This is a genomic window from Parvularcula sp. LCG005, from assembly GCF_032930845.1.
Classification (GTDB): Bacteria; Pseudomonadota; Alphaproteobacteria; order Caulobacterales; family Parvularculaceae; genus Parvularcula.
In genome coordinates this window covers 2,054,918-2,077,246 of sequence record NZ_CP136758.1, presented here as the reverse complement: position 1 = coordinate 2,077,246, position 22,329 = coordinate 2,054,918, and the positions used below count along the sequence as shown (strand labels likewise).

The window sequence follows — 22,329 nt, the reverse complement described above, 5'->3', positions numbered from 1 at the left end:
CAGGCATGGTCAGCGCAGCAATTTTCGGGTGCGCGGGGCAGACACTCTCCGCGGACGAGCGGGCGTTTTTCGCCGACACTGATCCCTGGGGCTTTATCCTGTTCCGCCGGAACTGCGAGACGGTGGAACAGACCCGCGCCCTGTGTGACGAGTTGCGCGACACCGTCGGGCGCCACGCCCCGATCCTGATCGATCACGAAGGCGGTCGCGTTTCGCGTCTCTCACCTCATATCGTGCCAAAGCGGCCCGCAATGGGTCTCTTCGATCTGTTGGCGCAGCGAACCGATCTTGAGACGGCGGCGCGCGCGGCGCGACTGGGCGGTGAAATCCTTGCGCGTGATGTGCTGTCTGTCGGCTGCAACGTGAATTGTGTGCCCATGGTGGATGTGCGCCAGCCAGACGCGCACGATATTATCGGTGACCGCGCGCTCGGTATGACGCCGGATCAGGTTGCGGTGCTGGGCCGGGCAGTGGCCGACGGCACACTGGCCGGGGGGTGCCTGCCGGTCCTGAAGCATATACCCGGGCATGGCAGGGCGCTGTCCGACAGCCATCTTGAACTGCCCCGCGTCAGCGTCGGTCGCGAGGACCTGGATGAGATCGACTTCGCGCCTTTCCGCGCCCTGAATGACCTCGCCTTGGGGATGACGGCGCACATCGTCTACGATGCCATTGACCCTGACCGTCCGGCGACCCTGTCGCCGCCGGTGCTGGAGGTCATTCGCAAGGACCTTGGTTTTGATGGTCTTCTGATGACGGATGATCTGTCGATGAAGGCCCTAACCGGCAGCTATCGTGATCGGGCCGCCCATTCGCTGGAAGCAGGGTGTGACCTGATCCTGCACTGCAATGGCGATATGGATGAGATGCGCGACACGGCCAACGGTCTTTCGGCGTTAACCTCTGAGGCCGAACGGCGGAGCGACCGCGCCCTCAAAATGTTGATAAACCCTGGGGTTTATGACGTGGCGGCGGCGGAGCAGGAGTTTGCTTCGTTAACGAATGGCGCTAGCCTTTCCTGATGGTTGTTGATTCGGTGACGGATGTTGAGGCGGAAGCCGACCCTTTTGACGCGCCGGTGCGTCAGGAAGAGGTCGAGGAGCAGGACTTTATTGTCCGGCTCGACGGCTATGAGGGCCCGCTCGACATGTTGCTGGACATGGCGCAGCGACAGAAGGTCGATCTGCGGCATATTTCTGTGCACGCCCTGGTCAATCAGTATCTGGAATTTATAGACGAAGCGAAGAAGCGCGACCTTGAACTGGCGGCTGACTATCTCGTCATGGCCGCTTGGCTGACATACCTCAAATCCCGACTTCTGCTGCCTGTTCCCAAGACGGACGGCGAGGAGCCGACCGCTGACGAGATGAGCGCCCGTCTGGCTTTCCAACTGCAGCGGCTCGATGCCATGCGGAAAGCGTCCGAGGAACTGCTTGCCCGTCCGCAGCTGGGACACGATCTGTTCGCGCGGCCCGCCAACGACCTGTCGGTCCAGACATCAACGGAGTGGACGGCCGACCTTTACGACCTGCTAAAGGCCTATTCTCGCCAGCGTGTCGCGGCGATCGAGCCTGTCTATCACCGCGAAGCGCCGAAAGTTTTCAATCTCGAGGCGGCGCGTGACCGCCTCGCCAAGATGTTGGGCGACATTCCGGACTGGTGCCTCTTGACCGAAATTGGTGCCGATCAGAACGTGGATGCGCCGAGCCGGTCGGTGGTCGCCAGTAATTTTGGGGCGGCGCTCGAATACGCCAAGGCCGGAAAAATCGAGTTGCGGCAGTCGGCGGCTTTTGCACCGATCTATTTGCGCCGCCATGCCGACACGGAGACACCGCAATGAGTGATGCCAACGCGAAGGCTGACGACCTTGAAACCGCCGAGCGGTTTGGTCCACGTGAAGCGCAGGATCGCCTGGAAGAAGCCTTTGGGGGTGACCCTGACGGCGATGAAAGTACAGTCGTAGCAATGAATGGCGACGAAGATATTCCCGAGCTCGATAACCCCTTCGCTCAGGAGGTTTCGGCGCATCTGGCCAAGCGCAAGATTGAAGCCATGCTCTTTGCATCGCCCAAGCCGCTAGCGGAATCCTTTTTGGCTGACCGTGTGGGCCATGCCGATGTACCGGCGCTGTTGGCGCAGCTTGTCGAGGAATACGACGATCGCGGCGTCAACCTGCGTATGGTCGATGGCCGCTGGCAGTTCGTCACGGCGCCGGATGTGGTGGGCGTACTGGTCGAGCAGCGGACCCAGAACCGCAAGCTCAGTCGGGCCGCTCTCGAAACCCTTGCCATCATTGCCTATCACCAGCCGTGCAGTCGTGCAGATATCGAGGATGTGCGCGGCGTCGCCGTGGCCAAAGGCTCCCTCGACCAGCTGCTGGAACTGGGTTGGGTGAAGCTGCGCGGCCGCCGTGAGGCACCAGGCCGACCTGTTCTCTACGGCACCACGTCGTCGTTTCTTGAACATTTCGGGCTCGCAGGACTAAATGATCTGCCGGGGATGGCGGACCTCAAGGCCGCTGGCCTGCTCGATGCGCGTCTGCCGCCGGGATTTTCCGTGCCGACGCCGCGATCAGATGATGACGACGAGAACGCCGAGGCCGATGCTCTTGCCGGTCATGCCGAATTTGCCGGTGATTTTCACGACGATGAAACATCCGTCGGGTTGGATAGCGACGCGAATGACGCGGTGGACGACGCTAACGATCGCGATTTCGACTGATTTTGCAGGAAAATCACTTTCCAACACGCCTGTTATTTGCGTTAGGGCCTAAGCGCGCCTAACTAAGGCGCAACAATTTTGGAGGTCACTATGGGCCCGAACTGGCAGAGTTTTCTGATCCTCTTCATTCTTGTCGTTGTCCTGTTTGGTGGACGCGGCCGTATTTCTTCGCTGATGGGCGACATGGCCAAGGGCATCAAGTCGTTCAAGCAGGGCTTGGCCGACGATGATGATGACAAGACGAAGACACCGAAGAAAGCGGATGAAATCGTCGATCACAGCCATTCGGCTGAAAATGCCGGGGTCGTAGAGGCCACGGAAAACAAGACAAAAGTCTGACGCACATCCTGTATGAGCCTTGTCCCGCAAATCGGGATGGCCGAACTTCTGGTCATCGGAATGGTTGCCCTGATCATCATCGGGCCCAAAGATCTGCCGCGCCTGATGTACCGGGTCGGCAAGATCTTCCGGCACATCCGTGGTCTGGCAGATGAATTCAAATCGAGCTTCGACCAGATGGCCCGCGAAGCCGAGCTTGAGGATATGCGCAAGGAGATCGAGGCGCTGAAAGCCGCGAACCCGACCAAGGATATTAAATCGGCCCTGGACGATGTTGATCGGCCAGCGTCTGCGAAAACAGCCAGCGCGCGACCGCAGCCGGCTGCTTCGACCACAGACACAACTGCACCCGAGCCGGAGGTGACATCGCCCGCTGCCGCCACGCCAGAGACCAGTGACCGTTCATGAGTGGTACCGTACCGGCCCCCGCCGATGATGATCCGACCGTTTCCGATGACGAGGTTGAAAAGAGCCGAGCGCCGCTCCTCAGTCATCTGACGGAATTGCGGCAGCGTCTCATCATCTGCGCCGCCGCCGTTGCGATCGGTTTCGTGTTGTGCATGATCTTCGCGCCGCGGCTCTATAACCTTCTGACCATCCCCTTCACCCATGCCGTTGCGAGGCATCAGGAGGGGATGTCGGCCGTCCTCAACTACCCGCCACTGGCGCTCTTCTTTTCCTACATCAAGCTGGCTTTCGCCGGATCACTCGTGGTCGCTTTCCCGATCATGGCGTGGCAGCTTTACGCATTCGTGGCGCCGGGCCTGTACAAGAAAGAGCGCTCTGCCGTTCTGCCTTTCCTGATGGCGATCCCGTTTCTGTTCGCCATTGGCTTTGTTTTTGTTCACCAGTTCATTCTGCCGGTGGTCATCAACTTTGCCTTGTCCATGGAGGCACCAGCCGAGGCGACAGGGCAGGCGACCTACAATCTGTTCGTGCGCGTCGATGAATATCTCAGCCTCGTCCTGACGCTCATGGTCGGCTTTGGCTTTGCGATGCAGCTGCCTGTGATCATGACGCTTCTGGGGCGGGTTGGTATCATCAACGCGGAATTCCTGTCCAAGGGCCGGCCTTATGCCGTCGTGATCGGCTTTGCGATCGCTGCGATCCTCACGCCGCCTGATCCGTTCAGCCAGTTCGCCATGGCCGCAGTCATGTATGTTCTCTACGAAGTCTCGATCGTTATGGTCCGCATCTTCGGCATGAAGCCCTATGTCGAAGAGGTCGAAGACGATATCTGATCCGCGACTCTGTCACTGAACGGACGGTGCGATCACGCCAGATGACAAAAAACCCTGCCGGTCGCCTGGCAGGGTTTTGTTTTTTAGAGCGGTTCAGCCGATTTACGCAGCGCGTTTGCGAGTCGTGCGTTTGGTTGCCGTCTTGCGACCGCCGCCCGTGCCGAGGCCGATCTTCTTGGCGAACTCTGAACGGCGCTTGGCGTAGTTCGGTGCAACCATTGGGTAATCCGCAGGCAGATTCCATTTTCGACGATAGTCCTCTGGCGACATGTCGTACTGCGTGCGAAGATAACGCTTCAGCATCTTCAGCTTTTTGCCGTCTTCAAGACAGATAATGTAATCGTCGGTGATGGATTTCTTGACCGCGACAGCTGGCTTCTGATTCGTCGGACCGGCTTCGCCGGCGCCCGAAAGGCCAAGTACGGTTGCGAACGTCGATTGCAACAGGTCCTGCAGCTGGTCGGCCGGGACTGAATTATTCGCGACGAATGCCGATACAATGTCAGTCGTCAAGCTCAACGCTTCGCTTCTGGATAAATTTTCCGCTGCAAATTCGCTATTGTCCATTTGAACACCTTTCTGGTTCTTTTTCTTGCCAGCACCGCGAGAATTTAATCGAGAAAAACTTTCGTCGTTCACTGGCGGATATCATAATTGCAGGCGCTTAATATCTATTATCTTAAAAAACAATCGTAAAAACGGGTATGAATAATAAGAAAGCATAGTCATCGACACGACAACTATGCTGTCCTGAAAAAATCGAGCGCGCGTTTATTCAAAAGGAGCGATTTGAACTTGATTCAGGTCCATGGCGTCGCAGGACCACACAATAGCGGTCCGGGCGTTGCCCGGGAGGGGCATTGAGTATTAAGAGGCGCACGAAATCGATGTTCAGCTGAAAGATCGCCATGAGCCAGTCTGCCTTGTCCTCCCGCTCCGCCAACTCCTTCTTTAGCGAAAGCCTGTCCGGCACTGACGCTGATGTCGCCGACATCGTCGCGCGTGAGCTCTCGCGTCAGCAGCGCCAGATCGAGCTGATCGCCTCGGAGAACATCGTGTCCCGCGCTGTGCTGGAAGCGCAGGGCTCGGTCCTCACCAATAAATACGCCGAGGGCTATCCGGGCCGCCGCTATTATGGTGGCTGCGAGGTCGTTGATGAGGTTGAGAAGATGGCGATCGACCGGGCCTGCGAGCTCTTTGATTGTGCCGAAGCGGTGGTTCAGCCCCATTCGGGCAGCCAGGCCAATCAGGCTGTCTTCATGGCGTTGCTGAAACCCGGCGATACCTTCATGGGCCTCGATCTGGCGGCCGGCGGGCACCTGACCCATGGCGCCAAGGTCAATCAGTCGGGCAAGTGGTTCAACGCTGTCCATTATGGTGTCGATCCCGAAACCCACATCATCGACATGGATGAGGTCTCCCGCCTGGCGGACCAGCACAAGCCAAAGCTCATTATCGCGGGCGGCTCTGCCTATTCACGTGTCATCGATTTTGCGGCGTTCCGTGCCATTGCCGATCGGGTCGGTGCTTATCTGATGGTCGACATGGCGCACTTTGCCGGTCTGGTTGCGGGCGGCCACTACCCAAGCCCGTTGCCGCACGCCCATGCCGTGACGACAACAACCCACAAGACACTGCGTGGCCCACGCGGAGGGATGGTCCTGACCAATGACGCCGATATTGCCAAGAAGGTGCGTTCGGCGCTCTTCCCGGGCCTGCAGGGCGGCCCCCTGATGCATGTCATCGCAGGCAAGGCCGTCGCCTTTGGTGAGGCGCTGCGCCCTGACTTCAAGATCTACTCCAAAGCCATCATCGACAACGCCAAGGCGATGGCGGCGACGTTGGTCGACGCCGGCTACGCTGTGGTCTCCGGCGGTACCGACACGCATCTGGCGCTGATCGATCTCCGTCCCAAAGGCGTGAAGGGCAATGCCGCGGAAGAAGCGCTCGAGCGCGCCGGCATCACCTGCAACAAGAACGGCGTGCCAAATGATCCCGAGAAGCCGGCGATCACATCGGGCATCCGCGTTGGCTCGCCAGCGGCCACGACCCGCGGCTTTGGCGTCGCTGAATTCCAGCAGACCGCCTGCCTGATGGCGCAGGTCCTTGATGGCCTGGCAGAGGGCAAGGACACGACCTCGATCGAAGATGCGGTGAGGGCTGAAGTCGAAACGCTGACGGCGAAGTTTCCGATTTATAGCGACGCCTGATCGCTGATTTAAGCAATCCGCTCGAATGACTGGCCTTGTGCATAAGTTCCGGCTAGAGGCCGTCGCCTATGCGCTGCCCATTCTGTTCTAGCGAAGATACGCAAGTGAAGGACTCGCGCCCTGCGGAAGAGGGCGCGGCCATTCGTCGGCGTCGCCAGTGCGGTGAATGCGGCGGACGGTTCACGACCTTTGAGCGCGTGCAATTGCGAGAGCTGACCATTGTCAAAAGCTCGGGCAAGAAAGTCCCGTTCGACCGGGAGAAGCTGCACCGTTCAATCGCCATTGCCACCCGTAAGCGGGATATAGACGCCGAACAGCTGGAACGAACGGTTTCGACGATCATTCGTCAGCTAGAGGCTTCTGGCGAAAACGAAATTTCCTCGCGCGACGTGGGTGAGTATGTCATGCGCGCGCTCAAGGATATCGATGCTGTGGCGTTTGTTCGCTATGCCAGCGTCTACCGCAATTTTACACAGGCTAAGGATTTCGAGGCCTTTTTGGACTCGATGGAACAGGAATGAAGATCGCGACCGAACAAAACCAGGCCCAGGCGCTCGAAGCGCGGACGATGGCGCGTCTTGCCGCCGTTCAGGCCCTTTATCAGATGGAGCATGCGGATATCGGCGTTGATGCCGTGATCCGTGAGTTTCGCTCCTTCCGTCTGGGCGGGGAGATGGAGGGCTCGCTTCTGCGCGATGCGGACGAAGAGTTCTTCGCCGACATCGTTCGCGGTGTGGTCGAGACCCAGCGCGGGATCGATCCGTTCATCCAGAAGCATCTGTCCGAGAAATGGACCCTGAAACGTCTCGATGCGACAGCCCGGGCCATCCTGCGCTGCGGTCTTTTTGAGCTCATCCGTCGTCCTGACGTGCCTTACAAGGTCGTGGTCGATGAGTATGTGGAACTGGCCAACAGCTTCTTCGAGAAGGGCGAGACCGAGCCGCGCTTTATCAACGGCGTCCTCGATTCGAGCGCCCGGGAAATTCGTACTGACGAAATCAGCGGCTGATCCCACCGCGCCACCATGACAGGCGGCCATGAACGAGTTTGACCTCATCAAGACCGTCTTTGCGCCGCTGGCGGGTGAGGGTTCATTTGGGCTGACTGACGATATCGCCGTGACCGGGGCACAGGTTGTCAGCAAGGACCTGTTGGTCGCAGGCGTGCATTTCCGGCGTGAGGATCCGCTGGACCTTGTCGCGCAAAAGGCGCTGCGGACCAATATTTCCGACATCATCGCCAAGGGGTGTCAGCCTGCGGGCTATCTTCTGGGGCTGGTCTGGCCCCGGGAGATGGGCCACGCTGATGCACAGCTATTCGCCGAAGGTCTGCGCCGGGACCAAGATCTCTACGGCTGCACGTTGCTGGGCGGCGACACGACCCGGCACGAGATGGCGGGCGCGCCGCTAATGATCAGTGTGACGATGATGGGCACGCCGCTGGGAGCGGGGCCTGTCCTGCGCACCGGCGCGCAGCCTGGCGATGTACTCATGGTCTCTGGCGTTATCGGTGATGGCTGGCTGGGCCTTCAGGCGCTGACGCGCGGTGATCATGGCAATGGCGCAATTGACTATTATCAGTGTCCAACCCTTTCCTTTGGTCTGCAGGAACTTGTAGCGCGCGTCGGGACCGCGGCCCTTGATGTATCGGACGGCCTGATCGCCGATGCCGAGCATCTGGCCCGACAGAGCGGGGTCGGCATTGAGATTGACGCCGCTGCCGTGCCCCTGTCGGATGAGGGCAGGGCGCATGTCGCGGCCAACGGCGAGGCGGGGTTGGTCGACCTCCTGACGGGTGGTGACGATTACCAGATCCTCTTCAGTGTATCACCGGCATTGGCGCAAAATACGGTCTCTGAGGCTGGCCTGCATGGCCTCAGTGTTACGGCGATCGGGCACTGTGTGGATACTGATGTAGGTAGGGTGCACGTATCAGGACGGTCGGGGCGTCTTCCTGATATTCGAAAGACGGGTTACCGGCATTTCTAGAATGCGCATGCGTAACGGACGCGGCGTTCATCGTCTCGGTTTACCAAAGTTCACTAATGACCTGTTAATTGAGATAAAGAGGACCTAGGACATCGCATCTGTCAATTTAGGGGGAAAATCATGAAAACTTTGATCAGTGCCGCGTTAGCTGCAAGTGCACTACTGTGTTCTGCCGCGAGTGCGGCGACGCTCAATTTTCTGGAAGCAGGCGATGGTTTTCAGCGCACAAATACAATTACGCTATCCAATGCGACGATCACCGGCTTTGGTGAAGAGCTGTTTATCGGGAACTTCCTGGACGGCAACGGAATCGTTTGCAGCGTTGCCCTGAATGTAACCTGCGCAGCTGATTTTGAGATCACTTTTGATGCGGCCGTAAACCAGCTCTCGTTCCAGACGCTAAACTTTACACCTGATGTAGTTGTTGAGGTGACAGCGTTTAATGGTTTTACGGCAGTCGGCTCAATCGTCGTTAGCAGTGCGACGCTTGTCGATCTCTCTGCCTTGGGAACGATAACCCGACTGGTGTTTGATGACAGCAGCGCCGGTGCCGGTTTCTATTATGGCGGATTTTCATTTGAATTGGCTGGTGATGCAGTGCCATTGCCAGCTGCCGCACCGCTTTTTGCCGCGGCGTTTGGCGGTGCCGCATTTCTCCGCCGTCGTCGCCAAGCCCGCGCGTAACATCATCTAATGAAATCTATTGGAACGGCGGCGGTCCATCGGGCTGCCGTCGTTTGTTGTCTGGGGCAGGCGAGGATCAGTCGCTGGCCGCATCGTCCACTGCCGCCATCGCCGCGTCGATTGCCAGCCGATAACCGGCTGCGCCAAAACCACAGATGACGCCATTCACCGCTGGGCTGACAAAACTCTTGTGGCGAAAGCTCTCACGCGCATGGGGGTTGGACAGGTGCAGCTCGATCTTGAAGGTCGGGATCGCTTTCAGGGCATCGTGGATGGCCACGGATGTGTGTGTGTAGCCCGCAGCGTTCAATATCAGTGCATCCGCTTCACGTCCTGCGCACTGGATCTGGTCAATCAGCGTGCCTTCGGAATTGGTCTGTTCAAAGATGAGGGTCGCGCCGAGGCCGTTTGCATGCGCGTGACAGGCTGTTTCAATCGCCGACAGCGTATCACTCCCGTAAATCTGCGGCTCACGGGTGCCTAGAAGATTCAGGTTGGGACCGTTCAGGATGTGAATACAGACCATGGGTATCCCTTCATTCAGGCTTTTCCTTTAGCCCAATTTCTTCTTAACGGACACTTTATAGGATAGCGTTTCCGCACGAACGTCACGAAGTGAACTCTCCATGAAGCATCGTCTTGATATTGATGGCCTGCGGTCGATCGCCGTCCTGCCGGTTGTTCTCTATCACGCAGGTCTTGGACTGCCGGGCGGCTTTGTCGGTGTCGACGTTTTCTTTGTGATCTCCGGCTTCCTCATCACTGGTATTGTCGCCCGGGATATTGAGGAAAAGCGCTTTACCTTCGCCAACTTCATGGAGCGGCGGATCCGCCGCCTGTTCCCGGCGCTGTTCGCAGTTCTCGCGCTGACGACGTTGATGGCGGCGATCGTGCTGATCCCGTCGGATTTTGTGGACTACGCCAAAAGCCTGATCGCCACCTGCCTCTATGTGTCGAACATCCATTTTTACATGGAGATCGGCTATTTCACTGAGGCTGCCCATCTGAAACCCCTGCTGCACACCTGGTCGCTGGCGGTGGAGGAGCAGTTCTATCTCTTCCTGCCTGTGACGATGGTGGTGCTGTACAAGTTTTTCCCGAAGGCGATCCGGCTCGGCGTTTTGATCGTCGCCACGGTACTGTCGCTGCTGCTGAGCATCTGGGGCACGGCGGAGCATGCGAGTGCCGCGTTCTATCTACTGCCCACGCGCGCGTGGGAGCTGCTTCTGGGCGGGCTTCTGGCCCTTGGCGTTTTTCCGCGACTGGGCGGCCGGAAGAAGACTGCCGAGATGATCGGCATTGTCGGTCTCGTCGGGTTGCTGATCGCGAACCAGTTTTATTCCACTGCCATGCCATTCCCCAGCTACACCGCGCTTCTGCCGGTCCTCGGCACGCTGTTCATCATCTGGTCGGGGACAGAGAACCAGACGCTGGTCGCGCGCGGCCTCAGCTGGCGGCCGCTCGTCTTTATCGGGAATATTTCCTACTCGCTCTATCTCTGGCACTGGCCGGTCATCGTGTTCGTCCGGTACGGCTCGAACAACGATATGAGCCTTGGCGAGAAGTGGTTCTGTGTCTTTCTGTCGGTCGGTCTAGCGTACCTGTCGTGGCGTTTTGTCGAGCAGCCCTTCCGGTACCGGAAAGTGCTGGCCAAGCGCACGGGCCTGTTCATCGGCGGCATGATCGGATCTCTCGCCACGATCTGTCTTGGGTTTTTCATCGCCTCCCAACAGGGATTTGATCAGCGCCTTGAACCGCGCCTGCGGGGCCTCATCGCGTCGATGGAGTTCGAGGACGTGCCAAACTGCCACGGCCTGATGGAAGCGCAGATCGCCGCCGGACTGGCCTGTACACGGGGCGCAGACGGCGTCGCGCCGGACTTTGCCCTGATCGGGGACAGCCACGCGGACGCCATGGCCTCCGCCGTCTTTGACGCTGCCCGCGATCTGGGGCGGGCAGGGTACCAGATCACTGGCCCGGGATATCTTCCGTTGCCGGAGGTTTATCGTATTGGTGCCTATGACCTGCGCCAGATGACCGACAACACGCTTGCCTTCCTTGCTGCCCATGAGGAAGTTCGCACCATCATCCTCGGCGGCTACTGGACCCACTATGTCACCGGCGTCACCTACCGGCACGAAGGGTCGGTCTATGCGGATGCGGGCTATGACGGATCAGGCCTGTACTATAACGCCCGGGCGATTGAAAACGGGCTGGAACGACTGATCGCCATGTTCCCGGATCGGCAGTTCATCCTCCTTGAGGATCCGCCCTCAGGCCGGGATCTCCATATTCTCGACTATGTGCGCGGCGAGCACACGCCATGGCGCAAGGCCAGCGTGGGGTTGAGTGAGGAGGAGGCGGTGGCCCAGCGTGCGTCCTATGAGGCACTGTTGAGAAAGGTCGGTGACCGGCACGACAATGTGGTGGTCGTGGACCTGCTCGATGCCTTCTGCCGGGATGGGCTCTGCCCGCTCTTTGCCGATGACGGCTCACCGCTTTATCGCGACGGTGATCACGTCAATGATGTGGGAGCATCGGCGCTGAAAGACCGGTTCGAGGCGGCATTGGTTGAGAATTAGCGCCTGGTGTCCCCGAAAGGATTTGAACCTTCGACCTACGGATTAGGAATCCGTTGCTCTATCCTGCTGAGCTACGGGGACAGCCAGCCTTTCCTATAGGCCATGCCGCGTCCGTCCGCCAACCCTGTGCAGGCGATCAGGCGCCGCAGAACAAAACCCCAGCAACTAAGCCAATGAGACCGGTTTGACCGATTGGGTCAATCTGTGCGAATGAAGGGCAAAAGCATCTAATAACATTCCAATCAGGGAGGTTGCCTGCCAAAGGCGACCAAGGGAAACATGGCCAAGATCTCGCCGACATCGCTTCGCGCATTTTTCATCATGGGCGCAGCATCGCTCGCCATCGGCAGCGCGGGCTGCTTTGCGGGCGCGATCGCCCAGGAAACTGCGCCAGCAGCGGAGGAGACAGCGGCACAAACGACAATTGCTGCTGAGGCCACGGCGCAGGGGCTGCGCGGCGGGGAACGGGTCGATTACATCCTGTCCCGCATGACGCTGGAAGAAAAGCTGGGGCAACTGCACCAGATGCCTGGCGGCCGTTCCAAAAACCTGAATTCCAGACTGAATGATGACGAGTTTGACCGTGTGCGTCAGGGGCAGGTGGGATCATACCTCCACGTCGCCGGGGCCGAGGCGCTGCGTCCCCTGCAGGAAATTGCCGTCACCGAGAGCCGCCACGGTATTCCGCTCCTTTTCGCCATGGACGTGGTGCATGGCTACCGGACGATTTTCCCGGTGCCGCTCGCCATGGCCGCGAGTTTTGACGAGGAAGCAGCGGAACTGGCCGCGCATGTTGCCGCCACTGAGGCGGCTGCCGCGGCGCTGCACTGGACCTTTGCGCCGATGATCGACATTGCACGCGATCCGCGCTGGGGCCGCGTGGTTGAAGGCGGCGGTGAAGAACCGTATCTCGGTGCCCGCATGGCCGTGGCGCAGGTCAAGGGCTTTCAGGGCGATGACCTGACCGCATCAGACACCATCGTGGCGACCGCAAAGCACTTTGGTGCCTATGGTGCAGGTATCGGCGGCCGTGACTACAACTCCGCCGACGTGTCGATGCGCACACTGAAGGAAGTCTACTTCCCGCCGTTCTATGCGGCTGCAGAAGCGGGCGCTGGCAGCTTCATGGTCGCGTTCAACGACATTGCCGGTGTGCCCACGACGGGCAACAAGGCGCTGGTCCATGACCTTCTGCGCACCGTCTGGGGGTATCAGGGCCTCGTGGTCAGCGACTGGAATTCGATCCTTGAGCTGATCGCCCACGGCGTGGCGGCTGATCGCGCGGATGCCGGGGCCTTGGCGCTGGCGGCCAGTGTCGACATGGAAATGACCAGCGGCATCTATGTTGCCGACATGGTGGACAAGGTGAAGGGTAGCGAAGCGCTGCAGAAATCCCTCGACCAGTCGGTGCGCCGTATCCTGATGACCAAGGAGAGCCTTGGCCTGTTCGATGATCCGCTCGCCTATCACGATGCCGAGCGTGAGGCCGCCGTGATGCTGTCCGATGACCATCGCGCGGCCGCCCGCGACGTGGCGCGCTCGTCTTTTGTCCTGCTCAAGAATGATGGCACGCTTCCCCTGTCGAAGGACGTGGGATCGGTCGCGGTCATTGGTTCGCTCGCCGATGATGAATGGTCACCGCTGGGCAGCTGGCGTGGGCAGGGCAAGACCGACGATGTCGTCACCGTGCTTGATGGCATCAAGGCGGCGCTGCCCGAAGGCGTTGTGACCTATGAGCCCGGTGCGCCGTTCCGCGAGGACGCTGACCCCAAAGCCATCCGCGAAGCCGTGAAGGCCGCCAAAAAGGCCGATGCCGTTATTCTCGTTATTGGTGAGGATTACGACCTGTCGGGCGAGGCGCGCAGCCGCTCGTCCATCGACCTGCCGGCCCCGCAGGCGGCCCTCGCTGATGCGGTTCTGGCAACAGGCAAACCGGTGGTCGTGGTGCTGATGAACGGCCGACCGCTGAACCTGTCGCCAATCAATGACCAGTCTGCCGCAATCCTCGAAACCTGGCTTGGCGGTATCGAGATGGGGCACGCCGTAGCCGATGTCCTGTTTGGCGAAGTGTCTCCGGGCGGCAAGCTGCCCATGACCTTCCCGCGCACGACCGGACAGGTGCCGATCTACATGGCGCACAATTCAACGGGGCGTCCCGCGGATCCTGATCTGAGCAAGGACACGGCCCGCTATCTCGACCTGCCCATCACACCGCTCTACCCCTTCGGTCACGGGCTCAGCTATTCCAGCTTCACCATGTCCGACATGCGCCAGAGCAGTGAGACTCTGGGGGCCGGTGAAACGCTCGATATCACGATCACCGTATCGAACGATGGTGACCGTACAGCCGATGAGGTGGTGCAGCTCTATGTCCGTGATTCGCTGGCCAGCGTGGCGCGGCCGGTGCAGGAGCTGCGCGGCTTCAAGCGGATGACCCTCGATGCGGGGCAGTCTGCCGAAGTGACATTCAGCCTTACGCCCGGACAGTTTGCGTTCATCGACCAGAGCGGGGACTGGATCGTGGAGGCCGGCGATATTCAATTCATGCTTGGCAGTTCCTCCGCCGACATTCATGCTAAGGGGACATTCACCCTGGGGGATGGGATTTCGGCCACGGCACCTGCCGCCGCGATTGCGACCCCCGTCACTGTGAAGATGCTGCCGTAGTGTCCGAAAGACGACAAGGAACGCCGTCATGTCGATGAAAACTGTATCCCTCGTGGCTCTGCTCGCAATGACGAGCGCTTGTGGCGGGGCGACCGAGCCGGATATCGAAACATCGTCCATCACCGACGAGACGATGATGCAGGAGGAGGCCGCGCCCGTTGCGACCCCTCCCAAGGATGACGCCAAGGAGGCCTTGAGCAAGATTCAGAGCCAGACCCGGCCTGGTGTGGTCGTCCTTGATCCCGCTGGAACGGGCCTGTTCCCCGAGGGCGCAACCGTCGAGAAATTGACTGATGCGCAATTCAAATGGTCCGAAGGGCCCGTCTGGATCAAGGACGGCAATTATCTTCTGTTCACGGATGTGCCAGAGAACACCATGTACCGGTGGACGGAGAGCGAAGGCATATCGACCTTCCTCAAGCCATCGGGGTTGGCCAATCCGCCAAGCGGCGTTTTCCGCGAAGCGGGGGCCAATGGCCTGATCGCGGGGAGGAAGCCGGGCACGATCCTGATGGGCGATCATGGTAACCGCGCCATTGCAGAGCTGGATCTGGCGACGAAGAAGAAAACCTTCCTTGTACGTTTCTTCGAAGGCAAATCGCTGAACAGCCCGAATGATCTTGTGCTGGCCTCCAATGGCAGCATCTATTTCACTGACCCGCCCTATGGCCTTGAAGGGGGCGATGAGTCCACAGTGAAGGAACTGCCGTTCAACGCGGTCTATCGGTTTGTCGCCGAGAGCCTTGAGGGGCAGCCACTACTTGAGGTGGTCGATGAAAGCCTGACCCGGCCCAACGGCGTCATTCTGTCGCCTGACGAAGAGTCCCTCTTTGTCACCGTTTCTGATCCTGAATCGGCGATGGTCTACCGTTATCCGTTGAGCGATGACGGCATGCCGCTGGGCCGCGAGACGATCTGGGACGCAACGCCCATGGTACAGGCAGGGCTTGCGGGCCTGCCAGACGGCATGGCGATGGCCAAGGACGGAACGCTGTTTACCACCGGCCCCGGCGGGGTCCATGTCTTTGATAAGGACGGCAAGCATCTTGCGGTTATCGTCACGGGCAGCGCCGCGGCGAACTGCACATTTGGCGGACCTGACGGCAAGACGCTGTACATCACATCCGGTGCCTTCCTGGCACGGATCAAGACCAATCTGACAGGCGTCGGCTTCTAGATCAGAAGACGTCAGCATGCGGTTGAAAGACTACGAAAATCGGGTGGCCAGATGGCTGAGGGCATGTTTCGCCCCGGCCATCGCCGAAAGCAAAGAAGAACGTGTCACCCGTTTTCTGGAGGAAGCGCTCGAACTGGTCCAGTCGGAAGGGTTTGATCGCGACAGGGTTTACCGGATGGTCGAGTATGTTTTCGACCGTTCGCCGGGCGATCCCGCCCAGGAGGTCGGTGGTGTAATAATCACGCTGGCAGCCTATAGCGGAGTGGCCGGGATAGACCTTGAGGACGCGGCGGTGAAGGAACTGGTGCGCATCGAGCACCCCGACATCATGGCCAAAATTCGCGAAAAGCATGTGGCCAAGGGTGCTGTTGAAGGAATCGTGGCGGCCACTTAAAAGGGATAGACCCCATGGACCTCATGCCGCTTCTGATGACGGCCCTGTCGATTGCAGGATTGCTTGTCGCTGTTCTCGTGTTCCGGCTGCCAGCATTCATTGCGTTGCTGCTCGTCTGCATTCTGTTCGGGCTGTCAACGGGGATGGCGCCCGCCAGAATCATTACCGCCATTCAGACGGGCATGGGCGGCACCCTGGGCTTTGTCGCTGTGGTGGTGGGGCTTGGGGCCATGATGGGCGCACTGCTAGAAGCCTCAGGCGGGGTGGAAGCCATCTCGAACACGATCCTGCGGCGCTTCGGGGAAGACAAATCCCAGTGGGCGCTTGGCCTGATCGGCTTTCTGGCTGCCATACCGGTTTTCTTCGACGTGGCGTTCATCATCCTGATCCCGGTCCTTTTCGGCCTGCGCGACAAGTCGAAGAAACCTCTGATCTATTTTGCCATCCCGCTGCTGGCGGGCCTGGCCGTCACCCACGCTTTCGTACCACCAACGCCGGGGCCCATTGCCGTGGCTGAAATCCTGAAAGCGGATCTCGGCTGGGTCATCCTGTTTGGTGCTTTGGCCGGTTTGCCCGCGATGATCATCGCCGGACCGCTCTACGCCAAATTCCTGGCGCGGATGAAAACCTTCCAGACTGAAGCTTTGGCGACCGATGGCCGTGCCGACGATTCCATTATCCGCGCGGAACACCCCATCGGGTTTGGCTCGGCTTTGACCGTCATTCTCTTGCCGCTAGTCCTTATCCTGCTCAGCACGGTGACAAAGGCGGTGGAAACGGGCGGGACGGACATCAACGACACACTTGTCATGGTGCTGACCTTTATCGGGCACCCGTTCGTGGCGCTTCTGATCGCCTGTCTTTATGCGTGGATCGCCTTTGGCCTCATGCGTGGCCTGCCGCGGCAGAAATTACACGATGCGATGCTGAAATCCCTCGAGCCAGCAGGTCTCGTGGTCCTCGTGACCGGGGCAGGCGGGGTCTACAAACAGATCCTCGTGGAATCTGGCGCAGGACGAGCGGTGGCCGAAGCCCTGACGGCAGGCAGCATGTCTCCCTATCTCTTTGCGTTCACCGTGGCGGGGATCGTTCGGGTGGCCCAGGGATCCGCAACGGTGGCCATGATCACGGCAGCCGGCCTGACCGCGCCGGTGGCGCAGCTGGCCGGGATGAGCGGCGCTGAACTTGGCCTTCTGGTGATCGCCATTTCATCGGGCGCCAGTATCGTCAGCCATGTGAACGATTCAGGGTTCTGGCTTGTGAGCCGTTATCTGGGGCTGTCCGAGGCCCAAACCTTGCGCAGCTGGACTGTCTCATCGACGCTTATTGGATTTGTCGGCCTCGTCGTAGTGCTCATCCTGTCGATGTTCGTTTAGGCCCGGGCGTCAAGCGCCGCACAGATCTTGGTACAGATCACATCGGGCGGATCGGCGATGTCGACAGCAATGGCATCGCCTGGGTTTTCGAGCGCGGCGAACTGGCTTTCCAGCAGTTTGGGGTCGAAGAAATGCCCCTTGCGTGCCATAATGCGCTCCTGGATCAGGCGCCGGTCACCCGTCAGGTGAACAAAAATGCAGGGGGCGCTGATTTCCTGCGTCAGCCGTGTGCGGACCATCGTATTGAGGGCTGAGCAGGCCAGAACACACGACTGACCTTGATCATTAACGTCCGAAATGATCGCATCAAGCCAGGCCATGCGGTCGTCATTGCTCAGGGGCTGGCCTGCGACCATTTTCGCCCGGTTCTGCGCAGGGTGATAGCCATCGCCCTCGAGGAACGGAATGTTGCGCATGTCCGCGACCATTTCGCCTATGGTTGATTTGCCCGAGCCGGATACCCCCATGACCACTATCACCTGCATATCTACTCCTTCTCCCTTTAAGGACTGTTCGGTCCGGCTTGTGGCGGTAACCTCGCCGTCACTCAAGATGCGTGACGGGACGGCAAGCTTCGTGTAAGGCGCGCCACCATGCCCTTACGCGTAGCCATCATCGGCCGACCCAATGTCGGCAAATCCACCCTGTTCAATCGCCTTGCCAAGCGCAAACTGGCGCTTGTCGACGATCAGCCGGGGGTCACCCGCGACCGCCGAGAGCACGAGGTGCGTCTTGGCGATCTCGATATCGTCCTGATTGATACTGCGGGTCTTGAGGATGCCTCGGATGGCTCGCTGCAGGCGCGGATGCGTCTGGGCACCGAAAAAGCCATCGAGATGGCAGATGTCAGCCTGTTTCTCGTCGATGCGCGGGCGGGGATCACAAGTCAGGATCTGGAGTTGGCCCAGATGCTTCGCCAGGGCGGTCGCCCGGTGATCGTGTGTGCCAACAAGACCGAGGGGCGCGGCGAAGAGGGGGCCTATGAGGCCTATCGCCTGGGCCTCGGTGATCCCATTGCCATCTCCGCCGAGCACGGCGAGGGCATGAGCGATCTCTATACCGCTCTCATCCCCTACGCCGAAGAGGCCGATCGTTCGGTCGAAGACGACCAGAGCCTCGACTGGGACGACCCGCTCAAGCCGTTGCGGGTCGCCGTGATCGGTCGCCCGAATGCGGGCAAATCCACCCTTGTGAACAAACTGCTGAATGACGAGCGCCTGCTCACTGGTCCTGAAGCCGGGATCACGCGCGATACGATCAGCGTCGAATGGACGTGGAAGGACGAGGATCGCGACTGGCCGATCAAGTTCTTCGACACTGCCGGTATGCGGAAGCGCGCCAAGGTGCAGGACCGACTGGAGAAGATGTCTGTCGGCGATACCATTCGCGCCATCCGCTTTGCGGAAGTGGTCGTGGTGATGATGGATGCGACCATACCGTTTGAAAAACAGGATCTGCAGATTGCTGATCTTGCGCTGCGCGAAGGCCGGGCCATTATACTCGTTGCCAACAAATGGGACCTTGTTGAAGACAAGGACGCTTGGGCGCGATCCTTGCGCGAACAGGCTGCACGCCTGCTGCCGCAAGCCCCCGATGTGCCTATTATGCTGGTCTCGGCCCAGACCGGCCGTGGTCTGGACAAGCTGATGCCGGCGATCACCAAAGTGTATCGCGACTGGAACGCCAAGATCAAAACCTCCGACCTGAACCAGTGGCTGGCCGACGCGACGCAGCGCCATCCGCCGCCCGCTGTGGCCGGTCGCCGGATCAAGATCCGCTTCATCACACAGGTGAACACACGGCCGCCGACCTTCATGGCGCACTGCCAGCGGGCGGACGAACTGCCGGAGAGTTACAAACGCTATTTGATCAATGGCATCCGTGATGCTTTTGACGTAAAAGCTGTACCCATCAGACTGATGCTCCGCAAAGGGGAAAATCCCTACGAGCACAAAAGGAAAACGCGCTAGGGGGCGCCGGTGTCCGTCCGTTATGGCGACGGCGGACACAATAAGAGGAGAGCGAGGGGGATGGCGGTTTCACTGACGGAAAGTGACGTCAAAGCGATCACTCGTCTGCAGGAAATGCTGCACCACCTGCCGCAGGAAAGCAGTCAGTCCTACGTGCGCGAAATTCTGACCGCGACAGCGACACTGATCGGGGCAGGCGGCGCCTTTGCATCTTATTTTTTCGACAGCACCGTCAATTTCATTCCGCTGAAGATCGGACCGCAGATCGAGGAATTTGTGCGGGGCAATCTGAGAGGATTTGATTCCGAAGGTTATTTCGACTTCGCGGATGAGACCTTTAACCAGATCAACCGCTTTCGGCGAAGTATGGGATCGGGAGTGTATCACGAGGCCAAGATTTCCGACCGCGCGATCGTCGAACAGACCAGCTTTTTCAAGGATGCCTTCAGCCCGGCCGGCCTGCGCTATGTCGTCGGCATGGCCGCGCGTCAGCCGATTGGCGAGGCTCTGTTTGCCTTCGGGTTTGATGGTCCCGATGACCCCGCCTTCAACGATCCCCGCACGGAGGCGATTCTGGAGCTCCTGCTGCCCTCATTCGTGGCCGGATTTGATGCGCTCTATCAACGGTCTATCGATGTGGTTCGGATGACCGAGGCGATCACGCAATTGCCTGTACCCGCCATGATCGAATGTGAAGACCGCAGCATTTTCGCAATGAATGAACTGGCTAAATGCTTGCCCAGCGACGAACTCGCCGCCATGCAGGCGCCCCAGGGCAGTGACAACACTGTCCACCGGCTGCCCGGTCCCGTGATGCCTGGCTTTCGGCCGAGCCAAGTCATCATGCGTATCGACAACCTGTCGCCGACGCGGATCCGACACCAGGCGCGAAACAGTTTCGGGCTGACCCCGCGCCAGGCCGAGGTTGCGGACTTCATTGTGCGCGGACAGTCCGACAATGAGATTGCGGCACAGCTGGGGATCAGCGTGCATACGGCACGGCGCCATAGTGAGGCTGTGCTGGACCGATTGGGCATCAGTTCGCGAAGTGCGGTGTTGCTCGCCCTGATGGGCGGTGAGCGCATCCGACAATTTACCTAATTATAACAAATAGGTCATCTTCCCTATTCAAGGACGTGACGCCCAACCCTAGTGTGGTGATGGGCGATTGCTGTCCCAAGGGGGGAGAGAGGCGCTTATCGGACCGGTGGCTCGCCACCGGTCCATTTGTTGCGCCCTGAGCAAAGGATTGTTCAGGGCCGTTGTTCCCCTTCGCAGTTGCAATATGTTTCTGGTGAGACGATACACGGCGCATACAGCAGCCGACCTTCCAGGCATATTCCATGGCATCCTACTCTAAATACGCCCTGATCCTGGGCCCTTTGGTGATGATCGGTCCCGTTTCGATCGATATGTACCTGCCCGCACTGCCGACGATCGCGTCAGAATTTCGCGTCGATCAGGGCGCTGCGCAGATGACCCTGACTGCTTATTTCATCGCTGTTGGGCTCAGCCAGATTATCTATGGCCCGCTTTCCGATGCTTTCGGCCGTCGTCCGCCGATGCTCGGCGGTCTGGTTCTATACGTTCTCGCCAGTCTGGGGTGCGCGTTTGCGCCGTCGATCGAGTGGCTGATCGCATTCAGGTTCATGCAGGGGGTGGGGGCCGCGTCATCCATGGTGATCGCACGCGCGATTGTGCGCGACCTGCTACGCGGCCACGAGGCCACAAGGCTGATGGCTTTGATGATGCTTGTCATTTCGCTAGCGCCCATGTTGGCGCCGCTGATCGGCAGCTTCTTGATTGAGCCCTTTGGCTGGCGGTCCGTGTTCTTTGCGGTCATGACCGTGGCGGCGCTCGACATCTTTATTGTGCTGTTTGTCCTGAAGGAAACGCGCCCACCGGAGCTGCGTGAACCATTGTCCTTCAAGCGCATGCGCACGACCTATGGGCGTCTGTTGCAGGATCCAGGTTTCATGGGACTAACCATGATCGGTGGTTTCGGTATGGCGAGCTTCTTCTCGTTTCTGGCCTCAGCATCGTTCATCTATATTGATCACTTCGGCCTGACGCCGACCCAATTTGCCCTGGGCTTCGCGTTCAACGCCGTGGGTTTCTTTGGCATGTCACAGATGGCTTCGAACTTCGGCAAGCGGTTCGGTATGCATCGCGTGGTGCGCGGCGCCACGCTTGCCTATGCATCCGGCATGACGTTGCTCTTTGTCCTGACCCTTGCGGGGGCAGATAATTTCTACCTCCTCGCCGGGCTGTTGTTCGTCAGCTACGCTTTTCTGGGCCTTGTCATCCCCACGGCGACGGTTCTGTCGCTTGAAGAGAATGGCGCGGTGGCCGGTTCGGCTTCCGCGCTCAGCGGCACCCTGCAAACCGTGTCCGGTGCGATCGCGATGACCGTCGGGGCGACAATTTTCGACGGCACCTTGTTGCCCATGGTACTGATGATCTTCATCTGTGCGTTTTCAGCGTTCGTACTGTCGCTGGTGACGGTAAAGCCGCTCGGTCCGACCGAGGCGATGGCCTAGAATTTGCGGATCAGCGCCACGCCGGCGACCAGAAAGACAACACCGAGAAGGCGTCCGGGTGTGATTTCCCGGACCGCCTGGCCGAATGCGCCGATCTGATCGAGAAATAATGCGCAGACCAGTTGGCCCGCAATGATGGCGGCGACCCATGTGGCCACGCCAATATGGGGGACCGAGAACGCTGCACTGGCCACCCCGAATGCGCCCATGAACCCGCCGAGCCAGGCCCACCACGGTATCGCGCTAAATCCCGCGGTGGCGGGCAGGGGACTGCGCAGGGCAAGATTGAGGACCAGGAGCGCCATCCAGCCGACAGTGAACGAGACGAGTGCCGCCATGGGCGCGCCGCCGAGATGGGCTGCCAATCGTCCGTTGACCGCGCCCTGTGTCGCGAAGGCGCAGCCGGTCAGAAGGCCCAGAACAATATAGACAATCTGCAT

The 22,329-nt window shown here is 59.6% G+C and carries 23 protein-coding genes and 1 tRNA gene; 19 read left to right on the top strand and 5 right to left on the bottom strand.

Annotated features, from left to right (window positions below; translation table 11 throughout):
- Positions 1–5 precede the first annotated feature (5 nt).
- The 6 genes from nagZ (at position 6) to tatC (ending at position 4,301) form a co-directional block, all read left to right on the top strand.
- On the top strand, positions 6–1,022 hold the full coding sequence (nagZ, locus tag RUI03_RS09755; protein ID WP_317287268.1) for a beta-N-acetylhexosaminidase: 1,017 nt from the start codon (positions 6–8) through the stop codon (positions 1,020–1,022).
- The gene (locus RUI03_RS09750; RefSeq protein ID WP_317287267.1) at positions 1,022–1,840 is read left to right on the top strand and encodes a ScpA family protein; all 819 of its coding nucleotides are present in this window, start codon (positions 1,022–1,024) and stop codon (positions 1,838–1,840) included. The genes nagZ and RUI03_RS09750 overlap by 1 nt, the downstream gene beginning before the upstream one ends.
- Positions 1,837–2,721 (top strand): SMC-Scp complex subunit ScpB, encoded by an 885-nt coding sequence (gene scpB, locus RUI03_RS09745; protein WP_317287266.1) that lies wholly within the window; start codon positions 1,837–1,839, stop codon positions 2,719–2,721. Before RUI03_RS09750 ends, scpB begins: the two co-directional genes overlap by 4 nt.
- Positions 2,722–2,811: 90 nt before the next feature.
- Entirely contained in the window at positions 2,812–3,060 is a 249-nt protein-coding gene (locus RUI03_RS09740) for a hypothetical protein (RefSeq protein ID WP_317287265.1), read from the top strand.
- Positions 3,061–3,096: 36 nt separating this feature from the next.
- Entirely contained in the window at positions 3,097–3,468 is a 372-nt protein-coding gene (tatB, locus tag RUI03_RS09735) for a Sec-independent protein translocase protein TatB (RefSeq protein WP_317287264.1), read from the top strand.
- The gene (gene tatC / locus RUI03_RS09730; RefSeq protein WP_317287263.1) at positions 3,465–4,301 is read left to right on the top strand and encodes a twin-arginine translocase subunit TatC; all 837 of its coding nucleotides are present in this window, start codon (positions 3,465–3,467) and stop codon (positions 4,299–4,301) included. The genes tatB and tatC overlap by 4 nt, the downstream gene beginning before the upstream one ends.
- A 102-nt stretch (positions 4,302–4,403) precedes the next feature.
- Here the strand turns inward: tatC and RUI03_RS09725 are convergent, their stop codons facing one another.
- Positions 4,404–4,868, bottom strand: a complete 465-nt coding sequence (locus RUI03_RS09725) for a MucR family transcriptional regulator (RefSeq protein ID WP_317287262.1) — start codon at positions 4,866–4,868, stop codon at positions 4,404–4,406.
- Between the two features lie 341 nt (positions 4,869–5,209).
- On the opposite strand from RUI03_RS09725, the gene glyA reads away from it, so the two are divergent.
- The 5 genes from glyA to RUI03_RS09700 all read left to right on the top strand — a co-directional run bounded on the left by glyA (position 5,210) and on the right by RUI03_RS09700 (position 9,183).
- Positions 5,210–6,511: a serine hydroxymethyltransferase gene (glyA, locus tag RUI03_RS09720; RefSeq protein WP_317287261.1), complete on the top strand. Its 1,302-nt coding sequence runs from the start codon at positions 5,210–5,212 to the stop codon at positions 6,509–6,511.
- Positions 6,512–6,579: 68 nt separating this feature from the next.
- On the top strand, positions 6,580–7,032 hold the full coding sequence (gene nrdR, locus RUI03_RS09715; RefSeq protein WP_317287260.1) for a transcriptional regulator NrdR: 453 nt from the start codon (positions 6,580–6,582) through the stop codon (positions 7,030–7,032).
- Positions 7,029–7,520, top strand: coding sequence for a transcription antitermination factor NusB (gene nusB / locus RUI03_RS09710; RefSeq protein WP_317287259.1), 492 nt, complete (start codon positions 7,029–7,031; stop codon positions 7,518–7,520). The genes nrdR and nusB overlap by 4 nt, the downstream gene beginning before the upstream one ends.
- 28 nt (positions 7,521–7,548) lie before the next feature.
- Positions 7,549–8,499 carry a thiamine-phosphate kinase gene (thiL, locus tag RUI03_RS09705; protein WP_317287258.1) on the top strand — a complete coding sequence of 317 codons (951 nt, stop codon included), beginning with the start codon at positions 7,549–7,551 and terminating at the stop codon, positions 8,497–8,499.
- Positions 8,500–8,619: 120 nt separating this feature from the next.
- Complete coding sequence (locus tag RUI03_RS09700; RefSeq protein ID WP_317287257.1) at positions 8,620–9,183, top strand: VPLPA-CTERM sorting domain-containing protein; 564 nt, start codon at positions 8,620–8,622, stop codon at positions 9,181–9,183.
- A gap of 76 nt (positions 9,184–9,259) precedes the next feature.
- Here RUI03_RS09700 and RUI03_RS09695 read toward each other — a convergent pair whose 3' ends face one another.
- Positions 9,260–9,709, bottom strand: a complete 450-nt coding sequence (locus tag RUI03_RS09695) for a type II 3-dehydroquinate dehydratase (RefSeq protein ID WP_317287256.1) — start codon at positions 9,707–9,709, stop codon at positions 9,260–9,262.
- 100 nt (positions 9,710–9,809) lie between these two features.
- Between RUI03_RS09695 and RUI03_RS09690 the strand changes: the two genes are divergently transcribed.
- Positions 9,810–11,765, top strand: coding sequence for an acyltransferase family protein (locus tag RUI03_RS09690; protein ID WP_317287255.1), 1,956 nt, complete (start codon positions 9,810–9,812; stop codon positions 11,763–11,765).
- A gap of 4 nt (positions 11,766–11,769) precedes the next feature.
- On the opposite strand, the gene RUI03_RS09685 is transcribed toward RUI03_RS09690, so the two are convergent.
- A tRNA-Arg gene (locus RUI03_RS09685) sits at positions 11,770–11,846 on the bottom strand.
- Positions 11,847–12,044: 198 nt separating this feature from the next.
- Between RUI03_RS09685 and bglX the strand changes: the two genes are divergently transcribed.
- The 4 genes from bglX to RUI03_RS09665 are packed head-to-tail and all read left to right on the top strand — an operon-like array spanning position 12,045 to position 17,379.
- Positions 12,045–14,432: a beta-glucosidase BglX gene (bglX, locus tag RUI03_RS09680; RefSeq protein WP_317287254.1), complete on the top strand. Its 2,388-nt coding sequence runs from the start codon at positions 12,045–12,047 to the stop codon at positions 14,430–14,432.
- A 28-nt stretch (positions 14,433–14,460) separates the two neighbouring features.
- Positions 14,461–15,609 (top strand): SMP-30/gluconolactonase/LRE family protein, encoded by a 1,149-nt coding sequence (locus RUI03_RS09675; protein WP_317287253.1) that lies wholly within the window; start codon positions 14,461–14,463, stop codon positions 15,607–15,609.
- A 16-nt stretch (positions 15,610–15,625) separates the two neighbouring features.
- On the top strand, positions 15,626–16,003 hold the full coding sequence (locus RUI03_RS09670; protein WP_317287252.1) for a hypothetical protein: 378 nt from the start codon (positions 15,626–15,628) through the stop codon (positions 16,001–16,003).
- 14 nt (positions 16,004–16,017) lie between these two features.
- Entirely contained in the window at positions 16,018–17,379 is a 1,362-nt protein-coding gene (locus RUI03_RS09665; protein ID WP_317287251.1) for a gluconate:H+ symporter, read from the top strand.
- Here the strand turns inward: RUI03_RS09665 and RUI03_RS09660 are convergent.
- A complete protein-coding gene (locus RUI03_RS09660; RefSeq protein WP_317287250.1) occupies positions 17,376–17,864 on the bottom strand; it encodes a gluconokinase in 489 nt (162 codons plus the stop codon). The genes RUI03_RS09665 and RUI03_RS09660 overlap by 4 nt on opposite strands.
- A gap of 108 nt (positions 17,865–17,972) precedes the next feature.
- Between RUI03_RS09660 and der the strand changes: the two genes are divergently transcribed.
- From der to RUI03_RS09645, 3 genes are all read left to right on the top strand, one after another.
- Positions 17,973–19,349: a ribosome biogenesis GTPase Der gene (der, locus tag RUI03_RS09655; RefSeq protein WP_317287249.1), complete on the top strand. Its 1,377-nt coding sequence runs from the start codon at positions 17,973–17,975 to the stop codon at positions 19,347–19,349.
- A gap of 60 nt (positions 19,350–19,409) precedes the next feature.
- Positions 19,410–20,450, top strand: a complete 1,041-nt coding sequence (locus RUI03_RS09650) for a helix-turn-helix transcriptional regulator (RefSeq protein ID WP_317287248.1) — start codon at positions 19,410–19,412, stop codon at positions 20,448–20,450.
- A gap of 242 nt (positions 20,451–20,692) precedes the next feature.
- Positions 20,693–21,889, top strand: a complete 1,197-nt coding sequence (locus RUI03_RS09645; protein WP_317287247.1) for a multidrug effflux MFS transporter — start codon at positions 20,693–20,695, stop codon at positions 21,887–21,889.
- On the opposite strand, the gene RUI03_RS09640 is transcribed toward RUI03_RS09645, so the two are convergent.
- Complete coding sequence (locus tag RUI03_RS09640) at positions 21,886–22,329, bottom strand: DMT family transporter (protein WP_317287246.1); 444 nt, start codon at positions 22,327–22,329, stop codon at positions 21,886–21,888. The genes RUI03_RS09645 and RUI03_RS09640 overlap by 4 nt on opposite strands.

Bases quoted from the DNA above. Each gene is read 5' to 3' on its own strand.
- RUI03_RS09670 (WP_317287252.1), top strand. From the start codon at position 15,626: ATGCGGTTGAAAGACTACGAAAATCGGGTGGCCAGATGGCTGAGGGCA.
- RUI03_RS09750 (WP_317287267.1), top strand. From the start codon at position 1,022: ATGGTTGTTGATTCGGTGACGGATGTTGAGGCGGAAGCCGACCCTTTT.
- RUI03_RS09645 (WP_317287247.1), top strand. From the start codon at position 20,693: ATGGCATCCTACTCTAAATACGCCCTGATCCTGGGCCCTTTGGTGATG.
- RUI03_RS09640 (WP_317287246.1), bottom strand. From the start codon at position 22,329: ATGCAGATTGTCTATATTGTTCTGGGCCTTCTGACCGGCTGCGCCTTC.
- der (WP_317287249.1), top strand. From the start codon at position 17,973: ATGCCCTTACGCGTAGCCATCATCGGCCGACCCAATGTCGGCAAATCC.
- scpB (WP_317287266.1), top strand. From the start codon at position 1,837: ATGAGTGATGCCAACGCGAAGGCTGACGACCTTGAAACCGCCGAGCGG.
- RUI03_RS09675 (WP_317287253.1), top strand. From the start codon at position 14,461: ATGTCGATGAAAACTGTATCCCTCGTGGCTCTGCTCGCAATGACGAGC.
- nusB (WP_317287259.1), top strand. From the start codon at position 7,029: ATGAAGATCGCGACCGAACAAAACCAGGCCCAGGCGCTCGAAGCGCGG.
- RUI03_RS09650 (WP_317287248.1), top strand. From the start codon at position 19,410: ATGGCGGTTTCACTGACGGAAAGTGACGTCAAAGCGATCACTCGTCTG.
- glyA (WP_317287261.1), top strand. From the start codon at position 5,210: ATGAGCCAGTCTGCCTTGTCCTCCCGCTCCGCCAACTCCTTCTTTAGC.
- tatB (WP_317287264.1), top strand. From the start codon at position 3,097: ATGGCCGAACTTCTGGTCATCGGAATGGTTGCCCTGATCATCATCGGG.
- RUI03_RS09690 (WP_317287255.1), top strand. From the start codon at position 9,810: ATGAAGCATCGTCTTGATATTGATGGCCTGCGGTCGATCGCCGTCCTG.
- RUI03_RS09695 (WP_317287256.1), bottom strand. From the start codon at position 9,709: ATGGTCTGTATTCACATCCTGAACGGTCCCAACCTGAATCTTCTAGGC.
- RUI03_RS09665 (WP_317287251.1), top strand. From the start codon at position 16,018: ATGGACCTCATGCCGCTTCTGATGACGGCCCTGTCGATTGCAGGATTG.
- RUI03_RS09660 (WP_317287250.1), bottom strand. From the start codon at position 17,864: ATGCAGGTGATAGTGGTCATGGGGGTATCCGGCTCGGGCAAATCAACC.
- RUI03_RS09700 (WP_317287257.1), top strand. From the start codon at position 8,620: ATGAAAACTTTGATCAGTGCCGCGTTAGCTGCAAGTGCACTACTGTGT.
- RUI03_RS09725 (WP_317287262.1), bottom strand. From the start codon at position 4,868: ATGGACAATAGCGAATTTGCAGCGGAAAATTTATCCAGAAGCGAAGCG.
- RUI03_RS09740 (WP_317287265.1), top strand. From the start codon at position 2,812: ATGGGCCCGAACTGGCAGAGTTTTCTGATCCTCTTCATTCTTGTCGTT.
- tatC (WP_317287263.1), top strand. From the start codon at position 3,465: ATGAGTGGTACCGTACCGGCCCCCGCCGATGATGATCCGACCGTTTCC.
- nrdR (WP_317287260.1), top strand. From the start codon at position 6,580: ATGCGCTGCCCATTCTGTTCTAGCGAAGATACGCAAGTGAAGGACTCG.
- bglX (WP_317287254.1), top strand. From the start codon at position 12,045: ATGGCCAAGATCTCGCCGACATCGCTTCGCGCATTTTTCATCATGGGC.
- nagZ (WP_317287268.1), top strand. From the start codon at position 6: ATGGTCAGCGCAGCAATTTTCGGGTGCGCGGGGCAGACACTCTCCGCG.
- thiL (WP_317287258.1), top strand. From the start codon at position 7,549: ATGAACGAGTTTGACCTCATCAAGACCGTCTTTGCGCCGCTGGCGGGT.